This is a genomic window from Acinetobacter sp. ME22 (genome assembly GCF_022012315.1).
GTDB lineage: Bacteria > Pseudomonadota > Gammaproteobacteria > Pseudomonadales > Moraxellaceae > Acinetobacter > Acinetobacter brisouii_A.
Genome location: NZ_JAKLTL010000002.1, coordinates 347,526 through 366,305, shown reverse-complemented (window position 1 = coordinate 366,305; position 18,780 = coordinate 347,526). Strand labels below are relative to the sequence as shown.

Annotated in this window: 19 protein-coding genes; 7 read left to right on the top strand and 12 right to left on the bottom strand. The window is 40.0% G+C overall.

The window, feature by feature from the left end; genetic code table 11:
- The 9 genes from LVY74_RS04450 to rimO form a co-directional block, all read right to left on the bottom strand.
- Window positions 1-489: an OmpH family outer membrane protein gene (locus LVY74_RS04450; RefSeq protein WP_237813999.1), complete on the bottom strand. Its 489-nt coding sequence runs from the start codon at window positions 487-489 to the stop codon at window positions 1-3.
- Between the two features lie 45 nt (window positions 490-534).
- Window positions 535-2,982 (bottom strand): outer membrane protein assembly factor BamA, encoded by a 2,448-nt coding sequence (gene bamA, locus LVY74_RS04445; protein ID WP_237813998.1) that lies wholly within the window; start codon window positions 2,980-2,982, stop codon window positions 535-537.
- A gap of 39 nt (window positions 2,983-3,021) precedes the next feature.
- Complete coding sequence (rseP, locus tag LVY74_RS04440) at window positions 3,022-4,377, bottom strand: RIP metalloprotease RseP (protein ID WP_151777851.1); 1,356 nt, start codon at window positions 4,375-4,377, stop codon at window positions 3,022-3,024.
- On the bottom strand, window positions 4,377-5,576 hold the full coding sequence (gene ispC / locus LVY74_RS04435) for a 1-deoxy-D-xylulose-5-phosphate reductoisomerase (protein ID WP_237813997.1): 1,200 nt from the start codon (window positions 5,574-5,576) through the stop codon (window positions 4,377-4,379). The genes rseP and ispC overlap by 1 nt, the downstream gene beginning before the upstream one ends.
- Entirely contained in the window at window positions 5,577-6,401 is an 825-nt protein-coding gene (locus LVY74_RS04430; protein WP_237813996.1) for a phosphatidate cytidylyltransferase, read from the bottom strand.
- A 3-nt stretch (window positions 6,402-6,404) separates the two neighbouring features.
- Complete coding sequence (uppS, locus tag LVY74_RS04425; protein WP_151777854.1) at window positions 6,405-7,157, bottom strand: polyprenyl diphosphate synthase; 753 nt, start codon at window positions 7,155-7,157, stop codon at window positions 6,405-6,407.
- A gap of 3 nt (window positions 7,158-7,160) precedes the next feature.
- Complete coding sequence (frr, locus tag LVY74_RS04420; RefSeq protein WP_151710007.1) at window positions 7,161-7,715, bottom strand: ribosome recycling factor; 555 nt, start codon at window positions 7,713-7,715, stop codon at window positions 7,161-7,163.
- A gap of 72 nt (window positions 7,716-7,787) precedes the next feature.
- The gene (pyrH, locus tag LVY74_RS04415) at window positions 7,788-8,516 is read right to left on the bottom strand and encodes a UMP kinase (protein ID WP_151710006.1); all 729 of its coding nucleotides are present in this window, start codon (window positions 8,514-8,516) and stop codon (window positions 7,788-7,790) included.
- 58 nt (window positions 8,517-8,574) lie between these two features.
- Window positions 8,575-9,918: a 30S ribosomal protein S12 methylthiotransferase RimO gene (gene rimO / locus LVY74_RS04410; RefSeq protein ID WP_237813995.1), complete on the bottom strand. Its 1,344-nt coding sequence runs from the start codon at window positions 9,916-9,918 to the stop codon at window positions 8,575-8,577.
- Window positions 9,919-10,278: 360 nt separating this feature from the next.
- Here rimO and glnL point away from each other — a divergent pair, with 360 nt between their 5' ends.
- The 6 genes from glnL to LVY74_RS04380 all read left to right on the top strand — a co-directional run bounded on the left by glnL (window position 10,279) and on the right by LVY74_RS04380 (window position 15,943).
- A complete protein-coding gene (gene glnL / locus LVY74_RS04405) occupies window positions 10,279-11,388 on the top strand; it encodes a nitrogen regulation protein NR(II) (RefSeq protein ID WP_151710004.1) in 1,110 nt (369 codons plus the stop codon).
- The gene (gene glnG / locus LVY74_RS04400) at window positions 11,375-12,868 is read left to right on the top strand and encodes a nitrogen regulation protein NR(I) (protein ID WP_237813994.1); all 1,494 of its coding nucleotides are present in this window, start codon (window positions 11,375-11,377) and stop codon (window positions 12,866-12,868) included. The genes glnL and glnG overlap by 14 nt, the downstream gene beginning before the upstream one ends.
- A gap of 126 nt (window positions 12,869-12,994) precedes the next feature.
- Window positions 12,995-13,774 (top strand): tetratricopeptide repeat protein, encoded by a 780-nt coding sequence (locus LVY74_RS04395; protein WP_237813993.1) that lies wholly within the window; start codon window positions 12,995-12,997, stop codon window positions 13,772-13,774.
- Window positions 13,775-13,870: 96 nt separating this feature from the next.
- Complete coding sequence (locus LVY74_RS04390; RefSeq protein WP_151710001.1) at window positions 13,871-14,515, top strand: TetR/AcrR family transcriptional regulator; 645 nt, start codon at window positions 13,871-13,873, stop codon at window positions 14,513-14,515.
- A 106-nt stretch (window positions 14,516-14,621) separates the two neighbouring features.
- Window positions 14,622-15,542, top strand: coding sequence for an ornithine carbamoyltransferase (gene argF, locus LVY74_RS04385; RefSeq protein WP_151710000.1), 921 nt, complete (start codon window positions 14,622-14,624; stop codon window positions 15,540-15,542).
- A 149-nt stretch (window positions 15,543-15,691) separates the two neighbouring features.
- Window positions 15,692-15,943, top strand: coding sequence for a DNA-binding protein (locus LVY74_RS04380; protein ID WP_237813992.1), 252 nt, complete (start codon window positions 15,692-15,694; stop codon window positions 15,941-15,943).
- Window positions 15,944-15,987: 44 nt separating this feature from the next.
- Here LVY74_RS04380 and LVY74_RS04375 read toward each other — a convergent pair whose 3' ends face one another.
- Both LVY74_RS04375 and LVY74_RS04370 read right to left on the bottom strand, forming a co-directional pair.
- Window positions 15,988-16,680 carry an LrgB family protein gene (locus LVY74_RS04375; RefSeq protein WP_237813991.1) on the bottom strand — a complete coding sequence of 231 codons (693 nt, stop codon included), beginning with the start codon at window positions 16,678-16,680 and terminating at the stop codon, window positions 15,988-15,990.
- Window positions 16,681-16,692: 12 nt separating this feature from the next.
- Window positions 16,693-17,112 (bottom strand): CidA/LrgA family protein, encoded by a 420-nt coding sequence (locus tag LVY74_RS04370; RefSeq protein WP_237814107.1) that lies wholly within the window; start codon window positions 17,110-17,112, stop codon window positions 16,693-16,695.
- A gap of 116 nt (window positions 17,113-17,228) precedes the next feature.
- On the opposite strand from LVY74_RS04370, the gene LVY74_RS04365 reads away from it, so the two are divergent.
- On the top strand, window positions 17,229-18,137 hold the full coding sequence (locus LVY74_RS04365) for a LysR family transcriptional regulator (protein WP_237813990.1): 909 nt from the start codon (window positions 17,229-17,231) through the stop codon (window positions 18,135-18,137).
- Here the strand turns inward: LVY74_RS04365 and LVY74_RS04360 are convergent.
- The gene (locus LVY74_RS04360) at window positions 18,134-18,748 is read right to left on the bottom strand and encodes a superoxide dismutase (RefSeq protein WP_237813989.1); all 615 of its coding nucleotides are present in this window, start codon (window positions 18,746-18,748) and stop codon (window positions 18,134-18,136) included. The two genes, LVY74_RS04365 and LVY74_RS04360, sit on opposite strands and share 4 nt — an antisense overlap.
- Window positions 18,749-18,780: the final 32 nt, after the last annotated feature.

Sequence of the window (18,780 nt, the reverse complement as noted above, 5' to 3'; positions counted from 1 at the left end):
TTATTTCATCGCATTAACCTTTTGAATCATTTTATCAGTTAAGTCGTTCTTTGCGTCATAGGCAAGTGCTGAGTTTTTATTCAAAACAAAGTCTAAATTGTTTTCTTTACGCAATTGTTCAGCAGCTTGTTGAACACGAGTGGTAAATGTTTGACCTGTTGCTTGAGACGTTGACTGTACACGTTGCTGAATATTTTGTTCTAAAGAATTAATTTCTTTTACTTTCGCTTCGTACTGAGTTTTCAACTGTTGTACTTCAGCAGGTTTAGCCGTTGCTGCTTTGTTTTGTAAGTCTTGAATATCTTTATTCAATTGCTCAACTCGTGCAGCCGAAGGTTTCACCGCTTGCTGCAAGCTATCATTCTGCTGTTTCAAATATGTACTATTTTCTACAACACGTTGCATATCAACTACTGCAAAGCCTGCGGCATGTGCCATATTTGTAAAACCAAAACCTGCCATTACCAATGCTAGTGCTAACTTTTTCATTTATATATCCTTAAGTCATTTATCTATATGTATACGAGGTCAAACTTAGAAAGTTCGACCAATCTGGAATTGAACTGCTTGAGTTTGGTCATCATCTTTCTTATTCAGCGGGAATGCATAACTAATTGAAAGTGGACCAATCATGGTATTCCATGTCAAACCGAAACCAACACTATAACGTAAGTTACCAAAATCTAGACCATAATTATCTTTACAGTATTGCTTACCATTAACTAATGTTGATCCGTCATAAAAATTACCAACATCATTACATTCGGTATCAAATACATTACCACCTTCGGCAAACAAGACAGGGCGAACATTACGTGCCCAATCTCCTTTTGATGGAACAGGCAAGATCAGCTCTGCACCGAACTGCACAAGTGCATTACCACCTGTAGAGTCCTTACTACTATCTGTAGTTTTATTGGCACTATAATATAAGCCTGGATATGTTGGCCCTAAGGTATTGTCCTCATAGCCACGTACTGAACCCCAACCACCTGCATAATAATTTTTCCAGAATGGTAAGTCATGACCATAACCTAGCTTACCATAGCTATGAATACCCCAACCTTTCTCGCCAATTGGGAAAAATGCCTGTGCGCTATAAGTCAGCTTTTGGTATTCAGCATCACTACCTGGTAGAGCCACTTCTAAGTTCAAGCTATGCAATTGACCTGAAGTTGGTAACATTGGGCGGTTTAAGGTATTAAATGACCAACCCAAATTCACTAAATAGTTAAGATATGAGCCTTTAAACTCACTGTCATAAGTATTTCCTGAAGAGTCGGTTGCAGTCGCCTTAACACTGCCGCCATGACTTAACAAATAGTCTCGAAATGCTACAGAGCCGTAAACATCTGTTGAAATGTCTGTATTTTCAATTCCTAATGAACCACTTACACTTTGATTCTCATCAATTGGGTAAGATAGGCTTGCATTTGCACCCAATGTTTTTGAGTAATAATCACTGACATGATAGTCTTGATATGGTTTTGTTTCTTTATAATAAACATTATAACCCGCACTAATTCCATCAATGGTGAAATATGGATCGGTGACTGCCAAATTATAATAGGTTGAATATTGTGACTTGGTAAAATCAAAACCAACACTCTTACCAGTCCCTAAGAAGTTTGATTGGCTAATACCTGCCTGATAAGTGATACCACCACTTTGCGAATAACCTAGCGCCAAAGTACTTGTACCCGAATGTTGCTCCTCAACATTAACATCTAAATCAATTTGGTCTGGAACATTTGGAATACGAACAGGTTTGACATCCACTGTTTTAAAATAACCTGTACGTTCCAAACGGACTTTTGACAAATCAATTTTCTCATTGCTTGCTAAAGCACCTTCCATTTGGCGCATTTCACGACGCAATACCTGATCATCAGTTTTGGTATTCCCCGTGAAGTTAATACGGCGAATTGTCACTTGTTGACCTGGATTGATGTAATAATTTAGATCAACTATCTTCTTATCATTATCAATCTGTGGGACGACATTCACTTCAGCAAAGTAATAACCTGCATTGCCATATTTACGTAGCAACATGTTTTTAACAGCATCTACTTTAGCTTGAGAATAGGTATCGCCATCTTTATAAATTTGCAGTGTTTTTAATTCTTCAGGTTTAAATAAGGTATCACCTAAGAATTTGGTTTCACCGACTTTAAACTGTTGACCTTCAGTAATTGCGACTTCAACGAAAATATTTTTCTTGTCATCACTAATATTCAGATTAGATGAATTGACCGCAAAGTTGACATAACCCGCATTCATATAAAGTGCACGTAATGCTTCCAAGCTTGAAGCCATACGTTCTTTGGCATAACGGTCATTTCGAGTAACAATCGATGACCAACTACTTTCTTTTAATGCAAATGCCTGTTTAATTTCATCATCACTAAAAACTGTATTGCCAATTACACTAATATTAACAACTTTTGCGGCTTTACCTTCATTAAAATTAATCGTTAGGTCAACACGGTTATTTGGACGCGGCGTTGTTTCAACTTTAATATCAGCATTATAACGACCTTGCTGATTGTACTGTTGCTCTAGTTCAGTTTCCAAGTTCTGTAAAGTTGACTTTTTCAGAACCTCACCTTCAGCAACACCCATTTTCTTTAAGCCATCTTGCAATGCTTCTTTAGGAATAAGTTTATTGCCTTTAAATTCAACCTTAGAAATGATTGGGCGCTCAACAACATTAAACACCAAGGTATTTCCTTGTTGGGTCGCTTTAATGTCATCAAATAAACCTGAATCATATAAAGTATGGATTGCATTATTCAGCATCGCGTCATTAACACGATCACCGCTTTTTATTGGCAACATACTATAGACATTGGCAGGAGTTAAGCGAACTAAGCCTTCGATTTTGACATCTTGAGCAATAAATTCATCCGCAGCATAAACTTGTTGTACCGCTGCCATTGCACTAACCAGTGCCAAAGGCATTAAAAAATGTGTGTGACGCATGCCTATTTTTCCGCTAAGTTGAATATTCCATCAATTCTGTTATAAACGCATAAAATCATTAAATAAAGCAAGGATCATCATACTCCCCAGCAATACCATCCCGATTTTAAAACCAATCATTTGTATTTGTTCAGAAACAGGTTTACCTCGAATTGCTTCAATAAAGTAATAAACTAAATGCCCACCATCAAGCATTGGGATGGGTAACAAGTTTAAAATACCCAAGCTGACACTCATTAATGCCATAAATGAAATAAAGGTTTGCCACCCCATTTCGGCACTTTGCCCAGCAACTTTTGCAATCGTGATTGGACCTGATAAATTTTCCAAACCAATTAAACCACGAACCATTTTGGTCATTGAGTTTAAAATCATACTGGAAATTTCACCTGTCTTTTGTACCGCTTTTCCAAACGCTTGTACAGGCGTATATTGAATTGTTTGCTTATATTGATCAGGAACATGGACTTGTTTGGACTGAGTTTGAACTCCCAACATTCCTGTCATATTCCCCATATTGTCACGCTTACCTTGAGGCATGACCTGCAAGTGCACAATCTTGTTTAAGCGCTCAACATCAATTTTGAGTAATTTCTCTGGAGACTTCTGAACAATATCAACAACATCAAACCAGTCAGGAGTTTTAACACCATTGATTGCTATAATTCTGTCACCTTTTTGTAGTCCTTGACGAATTGCTGCACCATCGGGCACAAGTTGATCAATCACAGGGTCAATTTTTGGGCGATAAGGCAAGAAACCCAATGTATCTAAAGCAGACTGACTTTGATCTTTTAAAAAATGTTGGATCGGTAAATTAAAATTTTTAAGTTGTCCTTGATGCTCTGCTTGAACCTGAATTTGCCCAGTTTCCCCAGCACGATCCACTAAAGCAAAGTTTAAGGTTTCCCAACTTGGCGTACTTTTTCCATCAATAGCAACAACTTTATCACCAGTTTGCAATCCAGCAACCGCAGCTGGTGTATTTGGCATAACTTTACCAATACGTGTATTGAGTTGCTCTTGTTTAGGTAAAAATAGAATCCAAAATAATAAAATAGCAAAAATTAAATTGATTAATGGACCAGCAGCAACAATCGCAATACGTTTCCAAGGGGCTTGACGATTAAAGGCATAAGGAAGATCTTCTCCTTTTACATCACCTTCACGTTCATCCAGCATTTTGACATAACCACCTAAGGGCAAAGCCGATAAACGATATTGAATCCCTGACTTTTTGGATGTCCAATTAAATACTGTCGGTCCAAAACCAATTGAGTAAATCAAAACTTTAACACCAAGTTTACGTGCAACCCAATAGTGACCAAATTCATGAATGGCAATCAGTGGCCCAAGCAATAAAACTGCTGCAACCACCATAAATAAAATACTCATTATTTTAGCCCTAAAGCACTCACTCGCTGAGTTGCTATATTACGGGCAAATTGATCTGCTTGTAAAATAGTCTCCAACGAATTTGCAGGCATATTCTCCACTGTATTTAATGTGTGTTCGACGATTTCAGGAATCGCTGTAAATTTGATTTTTTCCTGTAAAAAAGCTGCAACTGCTATTTCATTTGCAGCATTTAAGATAGCAGGTGCAACACCACCCGCTTGCATCGCATAGCGAGCCAAACTTAAGGCAGGAAATTTGACTGTATCTGGTTGCTGAAAATTAAGCTGTTGATGTGCAAATACATCCAATGCATCTACAGGTGTAGAAATACGATTTGGCCATGCCAATGCATGTGCAATTGGCGTACACATATCAGGATTTCCCATTTGAGCCAAAGTCGAACCATCCACATACTGAACCATAGAGTGAATAATACTTTGTGGATGAATCACAACTGTAACAAAATGTTCTAAAATTGAAAACAAATGGCATGCTTCGATCAATTCCAAACCTTTATTCATTAAAGTTGCTGAATCAACTGAAATTTTTTGACCCATCGACCAATTCGGATGTTTACAAGCTTGTGCAGGCGTTACTGTTTGTAATTGTTCTAATGATGTATTTAAAAATGGTCCACCCGATGCCGTGAGCAAAATCCGTGAAACGCCCTGCTTCGGTTGCCCTGTTCGCTCTGACTGACAGTACCCATTTGGCAAACATTGAAAAATTGCATTATGTTCAGAATCAACAGGCAACAATAATGCCTGATGCTGCTCTGCGGCTCGCATCATAATGTCGCCTGACATCACCAATGCTTCTTTATTGGCAAGGAGGACACGTTTACCCGCTTTAACCGCAGCTAGGGTTGGCAATAATCCTGCCGCCCCGACTATAGCTGCCATCACAATATCAACTTGCGAATGTTCAGCAACAGCAACCAAACCAGATTCATCGGTTAAGATCTCAGTATGATCAATCTGATGCTGTTTAAACAAGTCCGCAAGCCGATCTTGCTGTGTGGATGGTACGACCACAATTTGAGGTCTAAACTGTTTGCATATTTCGACGAGTTTTTCCAGTCGACTATACGCTGTCACTGCAAAAACTGAATATTGCTCTGAATGTTGCTGCAATACCTTTAATGTACTTTCACCAATTGAGCCTGTTGCACCCAATATACAAACAGATTGAGACATTTATAGATCTACGCCAATAAATTTTAATAAATAAAGTCCTGTTGCAAAAATCGGAGCTGCTGCTAGCAATGAATCAATTCGATCCAACACTCCACCATGCCCAGGAAGAATTCTTCCAGAGTCTTTAACGCCTGCTCGGCGTTTGATCATCGATTCAAATAAATCGCCTTGCACTGAGCCAAGCACTGTAAAGATAGAAAGAATCAAGAATAAAATATGTTGTGATAAAGTTAAGTTCAAATAATGACTTTGTACAATGACAACAATAACACCTGAAGTAATTAAACCACCAAACAGACCTTCTACAGACTTATTGGGACTTACATTCGGTGCCATTTTACGACGACCCAGTTTTCGCCCTACAAAGTAAGCACCACTATCTGCCCCCCAAACCAACAGGAACAAATACATCAACCACCATGGAGAGTGCTTCCAAACTGAGAATATTGCACTCACCGCAGCTGAAACCAAAATCAGACCTAACAGATTTAAGCTCTTATTGTACCAGCTATCATATTCAGGAAAGTTTTTCACCCAATACACACTGGTAATCCACACCAAAATCGATGCGACCCAAAACAGTAAAGTAATATCGTGAGAAAATAAGGCAACTACAGATACAATCAGTACAATACACGTATATCCCCAGACAAAGAATGGTCGTATTGATGCATCCTGCTTTGGCATTAACTTGTACCACTCATACCCTGCAATCGTTGCAGCGATCACCATCAGTGTCTGCATTGGGTAAGATGAGGTTGTAGCAAACATACAACTTAAAACGATTGCTACCAAGACCAATGCGGTTTTAATCCGCTCAAACATGTATTATTTCTCGGTGTTCTCTTGTTGGATTTGCTCAGAGGTTTTACCAAAACGGCGCTCACGCTCTGCAAATACCTTAAAGGCTTGATTGAGTTCTTGTACAGAAAACTCAGGCCATAGTGTTTTTGTAAAATAAAGCTCTGCATACGCCGATTGCCATAACAGAAAATTAGAGATGCGATAATCTCCACCTGTACGAATCAGCAAATCTACCGCAGGCAAATCTCCAAGATGAATGTATTGACCAAACAATGTCGGATTAATCTGATCAACCGTAATTTTCTGATCAAGCACATCTTGAGCGATACGTTTGGCTGAGTCTGCAATATCCCACATTCCCCCATAACTAATCGCAATGGTTAAGGTCATCTGTGTGAAATGGGCAGTCTGTTGTTCAGCCGTATCTAGAAGCTCTTGTAAATGTACTGGAAGGCGAGAACGCTCTCCAATAAAACGCAACGCAATTTCAAATTTGATCATGCGTGGAATTTGTTCGTGGACTGTTTGCTCAAGCAGATGCATGAGCAAGTCCACTTCAGGTTGCGGACGATTCCAGTTTTCACTTGAAAAAGCAAAAACTGTTAACGCCTGAACACCGAGTTCGCGACAGCGCTCCACAATTGGATCGAGTGAATTCTTCCCTTCTCTATGTCCTGCTCCTTTTTCGAGGTGCATTTTTTTAGCAAAGCGATTGTTGCCATCCATAATGATGGCAACGTGCTCAGGAAGATGGTGAATGCCGTCTAAACTCGTCATCCATTAAACCTTCATTAACTCTTCTTCTTTCGCAGCCAAACGTTTATCAACTTCAGCTACATATTTGTCAGTGATTTTTTGTACGTCTTCACTCGCACGGCGTTCATCATCTTCAGAAATGTCTTTTTCTTTCAACAATGCTTTTAGATCACCCAAAACATCACGGCGAATGTTACGAATCGCAACTTTGGCATTTTCAGCTTCAGAGCGTGCAACTTTTTGCATATCACGGCGTGTTTCTTCAGTCAGTGCTGGAAGTGGAACACGAATCGCATCAGCAGTGATTGGGTTTAAGCCCAAATCGCTTTCACGAATTGCTTTATCAATCGCAGAAACCATAGTACGTTCAAATGGCTGAACAATCAGTGTACGCGAATCTTCAATACCCACGTTTGCAACTTGGTTTAATGGCACATCAGAACCATAGTAAGGAACCATAACACCATTCAAGATTGATGGATGCGCACGACCAGTACGAACTTTTGCAAATCCTTGCTCTAAGGATTCGATTGATTTTTGCATTCGCTGTTCGCTGTCTTTTTTAAGATCGTTAATCATATGATCTTCCTTACTTTCTCAAGATATAGATAAAATTAGCGCTAGTATAAAGAGCTTTCTCTGTTACGTATATTACTTCGTAACAAGAGTTCCCTCTTTTTCACCCATCACCACTGAAAGCAGCGCACCTGATTTATTCATGTCAAACACTTGCAACGGCACATTATGATCACGGCATAAACAAATCGCGGTCAAATCCATCACACCTAACTTTTCATCTAAAATTTGATCAAAAGTTAGACGATCATATTTCACAGCATCGTCATATTTGCTTGGATCTTTATTGTAAACACCATCAACTTTTGTTGCTTTTAAGATAAGATTGGCTTCGATTTCAATACCACGCAAACACGCTGCTGTATCGGTGGTAAAGAATGGATTACCTGTACCTGCGACAAACACACAGACTTCGCCTTGGCTCAAGTGACGAATCGCATCGCGACTTGAATAAGACTCAACGACCGTCCCAATCGGCAATGCTGACATTAAACGGGTTTTAATATTACGACGCACCAATGCATCACGCATTGCCAAACCGTTCATGACCGTTGCAAGCATCCCCATTTGGTCACCTGTTACGCGACCCACCAAACCATCTTTTTGCAACTGACTACCGCGATAGAGATTACCACCGCCAACCACGATACCCACTTGCACACCCAAACCAACCAAATGTGCAATAGAAAGTGACATTTGATCTAGAACTTGAGCATCGATCCCCATTTCACGGTTACCTGATAATGCTTCACCAGATAACTTCAGTAGAATACGTGAGTAACGAGGGCTATTTGTTTCTGCCATGACTGTGCTCCGAAGGCGTTTTCATTCGAATAAAGTTAAATTTGTGCGTATTGGTTGATTAATTTGCTTTAATTTTAATCAATTTAGCAAATAGATCATATTCATCTGCATCGGTAATTTCGACCTCTAGCAAGTCACCCGCTTTAATTTTTGATTTATCAATGTCTTCAACAAAAACATTACCATCAATTTCTGGGGCATCTGCATAAGAGCGAGCAACTGCAACTGGATATTCATCTTCCAAACCATCAACCAATACCGTCATGGTTTGACCAATACGTTGCTGCAATTTTGCTGCTGAAATCGCTTGCTGTACCTGCATAAAGCGTTCATAACGCTCTTGTTTAATTTCTTCAGGCACGTGGTCTGGCAAATCGTTTGCCGTTGCACCTTCTACAGGTGAGTAGGTAAAACATCCAACGCGATCGAGTTGAGCTTCTTGCAACCAGTCGAGTAACATTTGGAAGTCTTCTTCGGTTTCACCTGGGAAGCCAACCACGAATGTTGAACGAATCACCAATTCAGGGCATTTTTCACGCCAAATTTTTAAACGCTCCAGTGTATTTTCACTGTGCGCTGGACGTTTCATAAGTTTTAAAATGCGCGGACTTGCATGTTGGAATGGAATATCCAAGTATGGCAGGATTTTACCTTGCGCCATCAAGTCAATTACAGCATCAACATGTGGATACGGGTAAACGTAGTGTAAACGCACCCAGATCCCCAACAGACCCAATGCTTCACACATGTCATAGAATTTAGTTTTTACAGGCTGACCGTTCCAGAAATCCAGCTTGTATTTGGTATCGACACCGTAAGCAGAGGTATCTTGCGAGATCACAAGCACTTCTTTAACGCCTGCACGTTTTAATGCAGCTGCTTCTTCAAGTACAGAACCAACTGGACGAGATACTAGATCACCACGCATGCTTGGAATAATACAGAAGGTACAACGGTGGTTACAGCCTTCAGATATTTTCAAATATGCATAATGCTTTGGCGTTAAACGCACGCCCTGTTCAGGAACCAAGTCAATAAATGGATTATGTTTTGGTGGTGCAGGGACATATTCATGTACAGCTTCCATGACATCCTGATAGGCTGCCGCGCCTGTCACTTTCAAGACATTTGGATGCATCTGACGAATTTTGTCTTCATCTTTCCCCAAGCAGCCTGTCACAATCACGCGACCATTTTCACTCATGGCTTCGCCAATCGCATCTAACGACTCTTGTACCGCAGACTCGATAAAACCGCAGGTATTTACAACAACAAGGTCAGCACCATCATAATCTGATGCAACCTGATAACCCTCAGTACGCAACTGGGTTAATATACGCTCAGAATCGACCAATGCCTTAGGACAACCTAAAGAAACAAAACCGACTTTGGGGGATTTCATGCAACAACACTCCACTAGAATGCGCGTATTGTATGACTTTTCCCTGCATAAGCATAGGTATAAACGGTAATGTTTCGGTCACGCACCAAAATATCGCTCAAGAATTAACAAAACAAATAAATAGCACCAATATAGTGCTAAAAACTCCTCATTTTGATACTGTTTTAGTGATTAAACGCGAAAGATTACTTTTAGAACAGGCAATAGACACTTTTTGCCTAAAAACAAGTCACTTTCTAAAGTTGGCTTACATTTTGCTTTAATCAAGCTACTTTTAATTTTAGAAAATGTTCCATAACAGGGAGCAACCACAATGAAAAAGATGCCATTGCGCTATTTTACATCAGGAAGATTACGCTAATGGATCCTACTCCAGCGATTGATTATCGTCTATTGGTTGATAATTTAACCACAGCGATCTTATTGGTTGATAAAAATCTAAATATTTTTTACCTCAATTCATCGTGTGAAGCACTATTTGACATGAGTCTTTTACGTGCTTCAGGTATGCCTGCCATTCAACTGCTTCAAGCACCGAATGACAGTTTTGATACCCGTGAAGCTTTGTTCAACACTTTAAATACAGGACAAGCTTACACACGTCGTGAAGCCATTATTAATGTCAATTTTAAAGACATTCATGTGGATTATTCAGTTTCACAGCTCAATGCGGGTCGCCCATATCATCCTTTACTGTTGATTGAACTTAATCCAATTGATCGAATGCTTAAAATCTCTAAAGAAGAAAACCTGATTCAGCAACACCAAGTCACTCGACAGCTGATTCGCGGTGTTGCTCATGAGATTAAAAATCCACTGGGTGGAATTCGTGGTGCGACACAACTTTTGGCTCGTAGCTTAAATGATCCAAAATATAATGAATTCACTGACATTATTATTAATGAAGTCGACCGACTCAGAACTTTGGCGGATACCATGCTTGGTTCACGCCAGTTACCAAGTTATGTCGATGTCAATGTACATGAACCGTTAGAGCGTGTTCGCTCACTGATTACCAATCAGACCAAAAAGAAAATCAAAATTACCCGTGATTACGACCTGTCCCTACCCGATGTCAAAGCAGATCGTGATCAACTGATTCAGGTGATGCTCAATATCAGTGTCAACGCAGTTCAAGCGATGCTTGAGCACAAGGATTTTTTCCAAGAGCACAAGCCTGAGCTGATTTTACGCACCCGCATTCAACGCCTCGTCACCATTAACGGCATTTTGCACCGTTCGGCGGTACGAATTGATATTGAAGATAATGGGCCTGGTATTCCAGAAGAAATTTTAGAGTCTGTGTTTTACCCACTTGTCACAGGTCGTGCCAATGGCACAGGACTTGGTCTGAGTATTGCACAAAATATTATGCACCAGCACAATGGCATGATTGTCTGCCATTCTGTCGCTGGTAAAACCGTTTTTAGCTTATATTTACCTTGGGAGTCGCAACATGTCGCGAAATAAAATTTGGGTCATTGATGATGATCGCGCCATGCGCTGGGTGCTGGAAAAAACATTCAAAGAAGAAGGTTTTGATGTCACCAGCTTTGAGGAAGCTCAAAGCGCTTTAGACCAACTTCTTCACGAAGCACCAGATGTCATTTTAACTGACATCCGTATGCCTGGAATTGATGGTTTAACCTTTTTAGGCAAGGTAAAAAGCAGCTACCCTGACTTACCTGTGATTATTATGACAGCACATTCTGATTTAGAATCTGCTGTATCAAGCTATCAAACAGGTGCTTTTGAGTATTTACCAAAACCATTTGATATTGATGAAGCACTGGCTCTAGTTAATCGCGCCATTCTGCATATTACCAAGTTACAACAACAAGAATCTGCTAACAAAACCAGCTCGCCGATTCATTCAACCGAAATTATTGGTGAATCTCCTGCCATGCAGGAAGTTTTCCGTGCGATTGGTCGTTTATCTCAATCGCATATTACGGTGTTGATTAATGGTGAATCAGGTACAGGGAAAGAGTTAGTCGCTCACGCACTGCATCGCCACTCACCACGTAAAAGCAAACCGTTTATTGCCCTCAACATGGCTGCGATTCCAAAAGATTTGATTGAAACCGAATTGTTTGGTCATGAAAAAGGTGCTTTCACAGGGGCAAACACCCAACGTCAAGGTCGCTTTGAGCAAGCCAATGGCGGTACATTGTTCCTCGATGAAATTGGCGATATGCCATTTGAAACGCAAACCCGTTTATTGCGTGTATTGGCAGATGGCGAATTTTATCGCGTTGGTGGACATATTCCTGTTAAGGTTGATGTGCGTATTGTCGCGGCAACACACCAAGATTTGGAAAAACTGGTCAATGAAGGTCGGTTCCGTGAAGACTTGTATCACCGTCTTAACGTCATTCGTATTCATATTCCAAAATTGGCGCACCGCAGTGAAGACATTCCAATGTTGGCACAGCATTTCTTGGCTCAAGCAGGTAAAGAACTTGGTGTAAGTCCTAAAATCTTACGTCCAGAAACCATTAGTTACATGCAGCAATTGCCTTGGCAAGGCAACGTTCGTCAGCTAGAAAACACGTGCCGCTGGCTTACTGTCATGATCACAGGCCGTGAAGTGTATCCTGAAGATCTTCCAAATGAGCTGAAGCAGATTCCGATTCAAAAATCTGGCGATACTGGCAATGTTGCAGCAACACCTGAACGTGTCAGTATTCAGCATTGGGATGAATTGTTAGCACAATGGGCAGTGCAAAAATTACGCAATGGTGAAATGAAAATTTTAGACATTGCGACACCAATGTTCGAACGCACGCTGATTAACGCGGCTTTACAACAAACGCGTGGTCGTAAACGCCATGCAGCCGAGCTTCTGGGTTGGGGTCGTAATACGCTGACACGTAAACTCAAAGAACTGGGTATGGATTCAACAGATGACGATGAAGAAGAAGATCAAAAGCTCTCTACGCTTGACTAAGCGACATTAAAAATTAGTAAAAAGGGTCATGCAAAGCATGGCCTTTTTTTATTGTGTAGCAACGATTGTACTTTTCCACCCAATCATGATATAAATGATAATCATTATCTTTTATATCATAACATCATGTGGTCTTCTTTTCGTTTACAAAAAAATCATCAAGCAAGTGAACAAAGTTTTCTTTACCAACATGCCTGTCAAAGTATCGATGCAGGAGATACAAAACAAGCATTGGCTGCTTTAAATAAGATGCAACGGAAAAATCCAAATGACCCTCGTTATATGTATGGTTTAGGAAAGCTCTATACTCAACAACAGCAGCGTTGTTTAGCTTACCACTGGTATTTAAAGTCAGCTGAAAAGCAGTACCCTGATGCCTTTCACGCTTTAGGTCAGATTGAGTTTGAACGACAAAACTTACATCTGGCACAGCATTATCTACAGCAGGCAGCCCAACTGAGCAGCTCGCTGCCCTATTTACTACTTGGTAAAATTTATCAACAACAATTTAACTACCAACACGCCATAAAAATGCTACAGAAAGCTGTTTCCTATCAACAATTTGATGCCCTACTCCACTTGGGTCAAATTTATTTAAAACTTAAAGATTTTAAAAATGCAAAAAGATGTTTCAGTGATGCTTTCCATCATGATGTCGCATATAGCGCACATGCACTTGCAGAATATTACCAAACCCTCCATGAGTATTCACATGCAAAAAGTTGGTACACCTATTCATTTCAAACCGATAACAATTTGACTTCATTAGAACATTTAGGCTTAGTCTTTTGTGCAGAAAATCAAATTGTCTATGGTGAAACACTCATTCAGATTGCAGATAAACTCTATGAACAACAAGCGCTCAGCCCTTATGAACAATCACTTTTACAACAAATTTTAGGCTAGTTTGTATTCGGCGAATGATTGTAGCGCATAGCTTTGCGCCATTTTCAGCAAGATTTGCTATACTTGAAGATCACTCGTGATTCTTTAATTATTTCTATGTCAGATCAACTTCACTGCTACTGCAATGTGCCTCCACAAACCAAACGTGGGTTTGAGCGACACCTTGCCTTTGTAATATCTGCTACAGAACTATTTTTAGACAAAGGATATGATGCTGTTTCTTTAGATGACATTGTTCAACATGCTGGAGGGTCTAAAGCCTCTTTATATAAATACTTTGGCAACAAAGAAGGTTTATTTAAAGCGATTTGTGATTATCGTCGTGATATTTTTTTTAAAGAGCTATTTTTAAAAATAACACTTCAAACGAGTGATTTAAGAAATTTATTGATCAGTATCTTACAAAATTTCTATCAACATATTTTAAAGCCTGAAAATCGAAAATTTGTCCGACTACTGTTTGAGCAAACCAAACACAATCCTGAGCTTGCTGTGTATTTATATGAAGAATGCCCTGAAAAAATTCTACTTAAGGTCAGTCATCGTCTGCAACAAGCTCATGAACAAGGTCAGATTGTCTGTGAGCGACCAATCAACTCCGCACAAATGTATTTAGGCATACTGTGGCATTTTGAGTGGCAAGTGCTAATGGGTGTTGACCCTAAAGAGAGCCTCGAAGAAATTAACGACTATATTGAATATAGCGTCGATCATTTTCTGAAAGCCTTGCAATATCGATAAGTCTTTGGAAAAACAGACCGCTTGTAGTATAGTAACCGATTACTTTTTCCTTAACGAACAACTAATTGTTGATGCCATCGCGATTCAACAATTATGTGGAGTAACCATGGCTCTACGGCATTTCCTTACCTTACGTGATCTTTCTACAGCAGAACTTCATCGCATTATTGCACGCGCTCAAGAGCTTAAGCGCTTGCAACATGAAAATACCGTTTACCAACCTTTCGTTGGTAAAGTTCTCGGCATGATCTTTGAAAAATCAAGCACCCGTACCCGTGTTTCATTTGAAGCAGGAATGAGCCAATTTGGCGGAAGTGCAATTTTCTTATCATCACGCGACACGCAACTTGGTCGTGGTGAACCGATTGAAGATTCGGCACGTGTGATTTCAAGCATGCTTGATATTGTGATGATCCGTACTTTTGGACATGACATCGTAGAGCGATTTGCATCTTACTCTAAAGTTCCTGTGATTAATGCATTGACCGATGACCACCACCCTTGCCAACTTCTTGCCGATGTTCAAACCTATGTTGAACACCGTGGCAGTATTGAAGGTAAAACAGTCGCGTGGATTGGTGACGGCAACAATATGTGTAATTCATATATTGAAGCGGCGCACATGTGGGGCTTTAAGCTAAAAATTGCTGCACCAAAAGGCTATGAGCCAAAAGCTGAGTTTTTGTCTGAATTTGCACACTGTGCAGAACTCGTAGACTCAGCTGAAGATGCTGCTGTGAATGCCGATCTTATTGTGACTGACGTCTGGGCTTCAATGGGTCAGGAAGAAGAACAGAAAATTCGTGAAAAAGCATTTGCAGATTATCAAGTCAATGAGCACCTTATGAGTCTTGCTCATCCTGACTGCTTATTTATGCACTGTCTACCTGCTCACCGCGGTGAAGAAATTTCTGAAAACATGCTTGACCATAAAAATGCTGTGGTTTGGGATGAAGCAGAAAACCGTCTACATGCACAAAAAGCCTTAATGGAATTTTTGTTGCTTGAAAATCTTAAGAAAGACTAATTCCTTAAAGCCTCTTCGGAGGCTTTTTTTATGCCAGATTCATTTAAACAAACACGAAAATGTTGACATGAAATGGTGTATAAATTTAAGGATTTTGTTGAATTTTGCTAATAAAGCTTGCCTCTAAATGTTTGATAGATATCCTATAGATGTCTTTTGACTATGTACCAAACAATATGAAAACTGAAAACTTTGTTCTGATTGGACAAGCTTTATTTGGTGAATCTTGGCAAAGCCAAGTTGCCGATTTTTTAAATATTGATACGAATGATATTCAAGATTGGATTCGTTCCGATCGGATTCCCAATTGGGTCAATGATGATTTGATTAAACTCGCGGATATGCGCCTTGAACAAATACATCATGTTATTCATTTATTAAATAACAAATCTGTTGCTTGAATCTAAAAAAGAGGCTTTAAAAAGCCTCTTTTTTCATCTAAATTCTAAAAATATGCAAACCATAAATGAATCGCTGTAGGCCCAACCAGTACCATCAAAATTCCTGCAATCACCATGGTCAAACTGGCAATCACACCTTCTTCACTATCGCGTTGTTGAGCACGTGCTGTACCAAAACCATGTGCCGCATTCCCAAATGCTGCACCATTGGCGATATTGGAACGGATTTTAGTGACTGCCAAGACAAAGTCACCACACACCATCCCAAACAACCCTGTGATGATGGTAAACAAAGATACCAATGTTGCTGACCCATGAATATTTTCTGCAAACGTCATCGCAAAGGGGGTAGAAATTGAACGAGCCATTAAACTATTGGTCACTTCAGGGCTAAACTTAAACATTTGCGCCAGTTGATAGGCACTCACCACACCAACGGTCATACCCACCACAATTGCCAATGACAAAACACTTAAATGCTGACGAATCGTTTCACGATAGCGATAGATTGGCACAGCAAAAGCAACGGTTGCAGGTCCTAACAAATTAACAATCCACTGTGTATCTTCTTGATAAGTCTGGTAAGAAATCCCAAAAATCATCATCAATACAATTGTTAATACTGGAACCAGAATTGCAGGAGAAAACCATAGTTTTGGATAACGGCGATAGACTTGTTTTGTTGCGATATAAGCAACCAATGTCCAGATTAGACATGCACCCGCCCAAAGATTCATGATCATTTCTCCTTAACGCACACTGTGCTGCAAGCGTTTACGGACATGCCAATATTTTTTCAGGCGATAGGTATAGTGAATCGTTAAACTGGTACTTAACATCACCAACATGGTACCCAAGCCAATACTCACAACAATTTGCCAACCTTCACTCAAAAATAACTGCTTGTACTGAACGACTGCCACCACAATCGGTACAAAAAACAGTACCAATTCAGCCAATACCGCATTCGCACCTAAAGCCACCTGTTCAAGCTTAACCCAACCCGCAAACAGACAAGCCAATAATAAAAACATGCCTAAAATACCTGAGGAAATTGGCAAACTCAGTTTTTGATGGATGAGGTCTCCACACCACCAAAAAATGGCTAAAACGCCGAGTTGTAACAAAAGTTTGAACAGTTGTTTACCCATATTCAGCTTTGTGTTCATCACAATTTAAAACAGCATTTTGCTTTCGATAGAATCATGTTAAATGTAAATCTGCATACCAAATATGAATTATTTAATTTAAAATTATGCCAATTTGGAATAATAAAGATCAATCCATGCTGTCTTTCAAATTACTGCGCTGTTTTGTGACTTTAGTCAAAACTAAAAGCTTTACCCAAACTGCGGATGAATTGCATCTGACCCAGCCAACCATCAGTAAAATGCTGCAACAACTTGAAGATCAGCTCAATGTTCAACTCTTGTTGAAAGCCGAATTTGGGCGAAAACGACAAGTTGAACTGACCGAAATTGGTGAACGGATTTATCATCATGCTTTGGATTTGTTACAAACCCAGCAGAATATCTTTCAGGAAATTGAAAACTATCAATCTCTAAAAACTGGCACACTCAGATTGGGCGTGCCGCCCCTTGGCGCACAACTGCTCACGCCTGCGCTTTTTGACTATCATCAACAGTGGTCAAAAATCGAATTGTCTTTTTTAGAGGTCGGTTCGCGTGGTATCGAACAAGCTCTGTTAAATAACGAACTCGATGTCGGCGTATTACTTCAGCCCTTCGATACCGACATTTTTAATGCCGTTGAACTGTGTGATTATCCTCTAATGGTGTTATTACGGCGTGATTCACTTTGGGCAAAGCGCTCATCTATTCGTTTAGAAGAATTACAACAACAGGCTTTTTTGATGTTTCCTGAGAATTTTTCTCTCAATAGCATCATTATGAATGCCTGTGCACACATTGGTTTTGAACCGAATATTGTCTGTAAAACCAGTCAGTGGAATCTACTGGCTGACATGGTTTTACAGCGCATGGGGATTGCTCTTTTACCGCAGTACTATACCAATATGCTAGATGCTCAATTATTTGCCGCGATTCCATTACAACAGCCAGATATTCGTTGGCATTTATTTATGGCATGGAAAAAAAATTATGCCATTTCTCCTGCGGTACAAGCGTGGATCAAAATCATGCATCAGCACTTTCCACACCAAAGACCTGATTAGGCGTTCAGCGCAGCCTGATAACGGCGGGCAACTTCATTCCAGTCAACCACTTCATAAAATGCCGCAATATATTCAGGTCTGCGGTTTTGATATTTGAGGTAATACGCATGCTCCCAAACATCTAAACCTAATATTGGCGTATTCCCCCACATCAAAGGTGAATCCTGATTGGCACTACTTTCGACAATCAGTTTTTTTTCTGGTGTAACCGATAACCATGCCCAACCACTACCAAAACGTGTCAGCGCAGCTTTGGTAAATGCTTCTTTGAAGGCTTCCAAACCACCAATATCACGCTGAATTGCTTGCGCTAATTCAGCTTGTGGCTCTCCTCCTCCCTGTGGACTCATCACTGTCCAAAACAAACTATGGTTCGCATGTCCACCTGCATTATTGATGACTGTTGCCTTTAACTGCTCAGGAACACGCTCAACTTGAGCAACCAGTGCTTCAACCGCTAATTTTTCCCAATCTGTTCCTGCAAGTGCAGCATTAATATTGTTGATATAGGTTTGATGATGTTTGGTGTGATGAATTTGCATTGTTTGAGTATCAATATGCGGTTCGAGTGCATCATAAGCGTATGCTAATTCAGGTAATGTATAAGCCATTCTTTCAAATCCAAATATTGAATGATAATTAT